The 4,948-nt window shown below is 73.7% G+C and carries 4 protein-coding genes and 1 pseudogene; all 5 read left to right on the top strand.

Annotated elements, in window-relative coordinates; all coding sequences use genetic code 11:
• Positions 1-106 precede the first annotated feature (106 nt).
• Positions 107-727: a helix-turn-helix domain-containing protein gene (locus ACXAHD_RS31425; protein WP_475055060.1), complete on the top strand. Its 621-nt coding sequence runs from the start codon at positions 107-109 to the stop codon at positions 725-727.
• Positions 724-2,046, top strand: coding sequence for an MFS transporter (locus tag ACXAHD_RS31420; protein WP_281554529.1), 1,323 nt, complete (start codon positions 724-726; stop codon positions 2,044-2,046). The genes ACXAHD_RS31425 and ACXAHD_RS31420 overlap by 4 nt, the downstream gene beginning before the upstream one ends.
• Entirely contained in the window at positions 2,046-2,240 is a 195-nt protein-coding gene (locus ACXAHD_RS31415) for a hypothetical protein (RefSeq protein ID WP_281554530.1), read from the top strand. Before ACXAHD_RS31420 ends, ACXAHD_RS31415 begins: the two co-directional genes overlap by 1 nt.
• A gap of 70 nt (positions 2,241-2,310) precedes the next feature.
• Positions 2,311-3,840 carry a replication-associated recombination protein A gene (locus ACXAHD_RS31410; RefSeq protein WP_281554531.1) on the top strand — a complete coding sequence of 510 codons (1,530 nt, stop codon included), beginning with the start codon at positions 2,311-2,313 and terminating at the stop codon, positions 3,838-3,840.
• Positions 3,841-4,403: 563 nt separating this feature from the next.
• Positions 4,404-4,948: pseudogene (locus tag ACXAHD_RS31405) on the top strand (hypothetical protein); the annotation flags it as partial.

The following is a 4,948-nucleotide window of genomic DNA, read 5'->3' as shown; positions in this document are numbered from 1 at the left end:
TCGCACGCCCGTGGACCCGGCCCGCTTCTGTTCGACCGGAGCGAACCGCAGAGAAAGCTTGCAAAGAAGTTGTGCACACAATCTCTGCAAAGCTATCGTGCATGGCATGGACGAACAGTTGTCGACGGTCTGGCTCAGCGCGGAGCAGGTCCGCACCCTGGCCCACCCGCTGCGGTTGCGCCTGCTCGGCGCGCTGCGGCTGGACGGACCCGCCACCGCCACCGCACTCGCCCACGAGCTGGGCACCAACACCGGAGCGACCAGCTACCACCTGCGCAAGCTCGCCGATGTCGGGCTGGTCCGCGAGGAGCCGGCCCGGGGCACCGGCCGTGAGCGCTGGTGGCGCTCGGTGCACCAGGTCTCCTCGTGGCGCGGCACCTCGTTCGACGACGACCCGGACGCCCGGGCCGCCGCCGACTGGCTCAACAGCTACTTCGTCCAGCAGTTCGTCCGGCTGGCCGAGGACTGGCACATGGCCCGTGACGGCTACCCGATCGAGTGGCGGGACGCCGCCGAGTACTCCGACTACATCCTGACCCTCACCTCGGACCAGCTGCGGCGGCTCAACGCCGACCTGCACGCGGTCGTCGAGCGCTACCGCGCCGACCCCGGCCCCGGCGACGGCGTGGCCGAGCAGGTGATGCTCTACACCTACGGCTTCCCCCGCGTCGTCAACGGCGACCGGGGCGGGTCTGCCGGGGACGGGTCGGTCGGAGGCGAGCCGTGACCGGGCTGACCGCCCGGCAGGTGCATCGGCGCTACCTGATCCTGCACGGCCTGCGCTGGGCACCCGTCGGGCTGCTGATCCCCGTCTGGGTGCTGCTGATGCTGGAGCGCGGGCTGACGCTGCCGCAGATCGGCCTGGTTGTCGCCGCGCAGGGGCTGGCCGTGCTGCTGCTGGAGCTGCCCACCGGCGGCCTGGCCGACGCGATCGGTCGCAAGCCGGTGCTGATCGGCGCGGCGGCGGCGAACCTGGCGTCGCTGTCGCTGCTCGCTGTCGCGGACTCCTTCGCCTTGTTCGTCGCTGTGATGCTGCTGCAGGGTCTCTACCGGGCGTTGGAGAGCGGGCCGTTGGAGTCCTGGTACGTCGACGCCACGCTCGCCGCCGACCCCGACGCGCGGTACGAAGGCGGGCTGAGTCACGGGGGAGTGGTGCTCGGCCTGGCGATCGCAGCCGGATCGCTGGCCAGCGGAGGTCTGGTGGCACTCGGTCCGGTGGGTCCGGTCAGCGCGCTCACCGGACCGGTGCTCGTCGCGGCGCTGTTCCAGGTCGTCGGCCTGGTCGGCCTGGTGCTGCTGCTGGTCGAGGCACGGCCGGCAGCCGGAGCGCCGGTCGCCGGGGGACAACCGGCGCCGGAGTCGACGGTCGGCGCGTCGATCCGGCGGGTGCCGTCCGTGGTTCGGGATGCGCTGGCGCTGCTGCGGCGTTCCCGGGTGCTGGTCGCACTGGTCGCCGTCGAGTTGTTCTGGGGGTTCGGCATGGTCGCCTTCGAGACCCTGATGCCGGTGCGGCTGGCGGAGGTGACCGGCGACGCCGAACGGGCGGCGGCGTTGCTCGGCCCGGTCGGTGCTTTCGCCTGGCTGGCGTCGGCCGGCGGCGCCGCGTTGGTGCCGGCGGTCGCCCGACGACTCGGTGCGCCGGTGACCGCCGCCGCGTTCCGCGTCCTGCAGGGGGCGACCGTGGTCGCGATGGCGCTGCTCGCCGGGCCGGTCGGGGTGATCGTGGCCTATCTGGCCTGCTACGCCATCCACGGTGCGTCGAACCCGGTGCACATGGGCCTGCTGCACCGGCAGGTGGACGGCTCGCATCGAACCAGCGTGCTCTCGCTCAACTCGATGGTCGCTCAACCGGCTGGTGCCCTCGGCGGGGTGGTGCTGATGGCGATCGCCGGTGCCGCCTCGGTCAGCCTGGCGATGCTGGTCGGCGCGGTCGTGCTGGCCGCGGCCGCACCGCTGTACCTGGTCTCGCCTGGTCCAAGCTGGATTGGCCGGCGCGGCCGTTGGGTATGGAACGGCCGACCGACTGAACCCCCCAGGAGGATCTGATGTTCGCCATCGCTGCGGCTGTCGTTTTCGGCTTCGCCCTGCTGCTCGACCTGCTCGACACCGATCTCGGTGCGCCCGACCTGTTCAACTGGAACACCATGGTGCTGATCGGCCTGCTCTGCCTGGCCCTGTTCTTCGCCGGGGTCGGTCGTGGCACCGGCGGCGGTTGGGCCCGACGCCGTCGGCGCAGCTGACCCCGGCTGTTCACTGGCCCGATCTCGGTGCATTTCCGGCGTCCGAGATCGGGCCGGTACTGTCTTGCTGATGGAGTCCGACGTCCTCTTCTCCTACCCCTCCGCCGAGCAGCGCCGCGACGCGCCGCCGGTCGGTGGCGGCGTGGCGGCGGGCGACTCCGGCTCCGGCCCGCCCGCGTCGGCGCCGTTGCCGGTACGGATGCGTCCGGCGAGCCTCGACGAGCTGGTCGGCCAGGAGCATCTACTGGCCCCGGGCGCGCCGCTGCGGCAGTTGGTGACCGGCACCGCGCCGATGTCGGTCATCCTCTGGGGGCCGCCGGGCTGCGGCAAGACGACGATCGCCCACCTGGTGGCCCGGGCCACCGACCGTCGTTTCGTGGCGATGTCGGCGCTGTCCGCCGGAGTCAAGGACGTCCGCGCGGTGATCGACGAGGCCCGACGGCAGCGGCGTACCGGTGGGTTGCCGACGGTGCTGTTCATCGACGAGGTGCACCGTTTCAGTAAGACCCAGCAGGACTCGCTGCTCGCGGCGGTCGAGGACCGTACCGTGACGTTGCTGGCGGCAACCACCGAAAACCCCCATTTTTCGGTCATCTCGCCGTTACTGTCGCGGTGTGTCCTGCTCACCCTGCGGCCGCTCGGCGACGAGGCGGTCCGTGACCTGCTCCGGCGCGCGGTGACCGACGAACGTGGACTCGGCGGCGCGCTGCGGCTGTCCCCGCCGGCCGAGGACCACCTGGTCCGGTTGGCCGGTGGCGACGTGCGCAAGGCACTCACCGCCCTGGAGGCGGCGGCCTCGGCGGCCACCGCGACCGACACCGGGGAGATCGACCTGCGTACCGCCGAGCAGGCAATCGACGTCGCTGCGGTGCGCTACGACCGCGACGGCGACGCCCACTATGACGTGACCAGCGCGTTCATCAAGAGCATGCGTGGCTCGGACGTCGACGCCGCGCTGCACTGGCTGGCCCGGATGCTGGTCGCCGGGGAGGACGCCAGGTTCATCGCCCGCCGGATCGTGATCTTCGCCAGCGAGGACGTCGGGATGGCCGATCCGGGTGCGCTGTCGGTGGCAACCGCGGCCGCCCACGCCGTGGAGTACGTGGGGCTGCCGGAGGCACAACTCAACCTCGCCCAGGCGGTGATCCACCTGGCCACCGCCCCGAAATCCAACTCGACCACGGCAGCGCTGGCGGCGGCCGTCGCCGACGTACGGGCCGGCCGGGGTGGGACAGTGCCGGCACATCTACGGGACAGCCACTACTCGGGGGCGCGGCGGATCGGCCACGGAGGCGGCTACCGTTACCCTCACGACGACCACCGGGGGGTGGTCACTCAGCAGTACCCGCCCGACGAACTCGCCGGTGTCGACTACTACCGGCCGACTGAGCACGGCGCCGAGCGGACGGTCTCCGCGCGGTTGCCGGTGCTCCGCCGGATCGTGCGTGGCCTGCCGCCCGACATCCGGGCGTTCGCTGGACGCACCGCCTCCGGCGCGTCCGCTGGTGCCGCCGAACCTGATCCATCCGTCCCAGCGTCCGAGGCTGGTCCGGTGCCCGATGACAGCGGCAGCGTTGCTGCCGGGGAGGTACAGCAGTGAGAGCGCGCGGTTCTGACCGCCCCGATCACCCCGACGAGCGTCGTGAGGGCAAGCCGAAGGGCCGTCGGTGGGGCCGGGCACAGGTCGAGGAAGAGGTCAGCGGCGAGGAGACCGGCTGGCTGGACGATCTGCGGACCGCCAAGGAACAGCGGATCGACATCGGACCCGGTGGTGCCCGAGTATCCGGAGACTCCTCGACGGACGGCCCGCCGTCCCGCTCGGCAGTTTCCCGGTCCGCTGCCCCGTCCCGTCCGCAGCCGCAGCCGCAGCCGTCAGCGGGTCCGGGTCCGCAGCCGACTGCCGGATCGCAGCCGCCTCCGGGTCCGCGGCCAGGTCCGGCCGCGCGGCCGCGCACCGGGCCGGGGCCGGCTGAGCCCGTCTTCCCGGCTGGCGCGAAACCGTCCGAACCCCCACCCGTCAGCCCCGCACCCGGTGGGCCGGCCCCGGTCTCCGGTGGGCCGGCCCCGGTCTCCGGTGGGCCGGCCCCGACCCCGGGTGGGCCGAGCCCGGCACCGGGCCGGTACCAGCGACCGCCCCAACGCCTGCCAGCGGCGGACACGGTCGTGCCGCGGTCCGGCAACGCACCGCCGTTGCCGCCGTCCGCGCCGCAGCGGCCATCCGGCGACCCCTTCGGCGGGCCCCGTTCAGCGCCGGGCACCCCGACCCGACCAACGTCCGGCCCCAGCGCCGATGGGCGCGACGAGACCCGGATCATTGCGCCGGTCAGGCCGTCCGGCGGGCGTCGACGCGCCCCGGAACCGGCGGACGAGACCGACGGCCGGGAGCGCCGTCCGGAGATGCCGCAACGTGGCCCGGCCGCCGGGGCGGACCGGGCGGGTCAGACCCGGCAGGGGGACGGCCCGGCACCATCGCGGCCGTCGGCCGGCCGGCATGCCTCGGCCGGTCAGCCGTTCGAGTCGGCCCGGCCGACCTCGGGCGGGCCCCGCCCGGCGCGGTCCGCGCCGATCCCCGGCCAGCCGTCCCGGGGCGGCTCCGGCGGCCCGTTGGCCGCTCCCGTGGTACCCGGGCCGGGCGGTGCCGTGCCACCGGCCCGTGGTCCGCAGCCTGACCCGGGCACCGACCAGCCGCCCCGGCCGGGGACCCGCCC

This window comes from Micromonospora sp. ABR4_055 (assembly GCF_056160425.1).
The sequence above is the reverse complement of the archived record's forward strand: the minus strand, read 5'-3'. Positions and strand labels throughout refer to the sequence as shown.

Bases quoted from the DNA above. Each gene is read 5' to 3' on its own strand.
- ACXAHD_RS31415 (WP_281554530.1), top strand. From the start codon at position 2,046: ATGTTCGCCATCGCTGCGGCTGTCGTTTTCGGCTTCGCCCTGCTGCTC.
- ACXAHD_RS31410 (WP_281554531.1), top strand. From the start codon at position 2,311: ATGGAGTCCGACGTCCTCTTCTCCTACCCCTCCGCCGAGCAGCGCCGC.
- ACXAHD_RS31425 (WP_475055060.1), top strand. From the start codon at position 107: ATGGACGAACAGTTGTCGACGGTCTGGCTCAGCGCGGAGCAGGTCCGC.